At 65.5% G+C, this 1504-nt stretch carries 2 protein-coding genes; one reads left to right on the forward strand and one right to left on the reverse strand.

Features of this window, described 5'->3' with window-relative positions; all coding sequences use genetic code 11:
- On the forward strand, positions 1-204 hold a 204-nt coding region (locus EN884_RS39190; RefSeq protein ID WP_206617748.1), incomplete at its 5' end, for a hypothetical protein.
- 22 nt (positions 205-226) lie between these two features.
- Here the strand turns inward: EN884_RS39190 and EN884_RS35610 are convergent.
- Positions 227-1504 (reverse strand): FGGY-family carbohydrate kinase (locus EN884_RS35610; RefSeq protein ID WP_128361110.1); only part of this gene is annotated, 1278 nt, incomplete at its 5' end.

Consider the following 1504-nt stretch of genomic DNA (forward strand, 5'->3'; position numbering starts at 1 on the left):
GATTTCCTGACGCCAAAGATTTTCCGGCGCGCGAGCGCCGGCTTCGATCGCAGACATTGTTCCGCTCTTTCCAGATACGGCACGTCGGCATTAAAGCCGGAAGCCGCATTTCAAACGGCAAAACCTTCGGTTTCGCGGCGTTTGCGTCAGCTTCTGGACGAAACGCGACATGAAGGCAAGAGAGGAGGGACGGGAACGGATTGAGCCAGGGACCGGCCCCGGTGCTCTAGCGGATCGCGTCCAGCATCCGCCGCTGGCGGTGCATCTCGAGGAAAACCTTGTAGTCGCGGTCGAAACGCCCTGATGATTTCGGGTTCGACGCGCGCGTCCTGCCGCCTTGCTGCATGGCAAGACAGGCCGCGTTGAGGTCGGGAAACAGCCCGGCCGCGGTGGCGGCGATCATGCCGGTGCCGAGCAGCACCGCCTCGTCGGCCAGCGGCTCGATCACCGTGCAGCCGGTGGCGTCGGCATAGAGCTCCATCAACAGCGGGTTCTTGGTGTGGCCGCCGGTGACATGCAGCGTATCGATCAGATAGCCGTTCTCGTTCAGCGCCTCCAGCACGTGGCGCACGCCGAGCGCGATGCCGACGGCGGTGCGCCAGTAGAGTTTGCACAGGCTGTCGAAGGAGGAGTCCAGCGTCAGCCCGCTGACGACGCCGACGGCATGCGGATCGGCGAGCGGTGAGCGGTTACCATGAAAATCGGGCAGCACATGCAGCCGCGCGGCAAGGTTGTCGCCCTCGGTGGCGCGCAGCTCGGCGACACGCCTGGCGATCTTCGCATGCATGGCGGCATCCGGCTCGCCGCCGGCGCCGTGCCAGCGGATGATGTGGTCGAGCAGGGCGCCGGTCGCCGACTGGCCGCCTTCCGACAGCCACAGCCTGGGCAGCGCCGCGCCGTAATAGGGACCCCAGACGCCGGCGAAGGGCTGCGGATCCGGTGACATCGCCATGACGCAGCTCGACGTGCCGGCGATCAGCGCCAAATGCCGGCCGATGTCCTGTTGGTCGCCGGCAAAGCCGCCGAGCACGCCAAGCGCACCGGCATAGGCATCGATGACGCCGGCGCCGACCCGGCATTTCTCGCTCAGCCCAAGCTCGGCCGCTGCCTGGGCGGTCAGTTGGCCAATATAAGCGCCGACCGGGCTGGCCTTTTCCGGCAAATTGCCGTGCTCGAAAAGATCGCCGAGGCCGACGAGCGCAAAGAAGTCGCGCCGCCAGCCGGCCTCTTCATGCGCCAGATAGGTCCATTTGGCGGTCAGCGTGCATTGCGAGCGGGCCAGCGAACCTGTCGCTTGCCAGGTCAGGAAATCGGTGAGATCGAATAAATAGCCGGCTTCATTCCAGGTCTCCGGCAAATTGCGCTTCAGCCACATCAGCTTCGGTGTCGCCATTTCCGGCGACATGACGCCGCCGACGTAATTCAGCACGGCGTGGCCGCTTGCCGTGCATTCGTCGGCCTCCGCGATGGCGCGGTGGTCGAGCCAGACGATGGTGTCCCAGCG

This window comes from Mesorhizobium sp. M7A.F.Ca.AU.001.01.1.1, assembly GCF_004022735.1.
Taxonomy (GTDB): domain Bacteria; phylum Pseudomonadota; class Alphaproteobacteria; order Rhizobiales; family Rhizobiaceae; genus Mesorhizobium; species Mesorhizobium ciceri.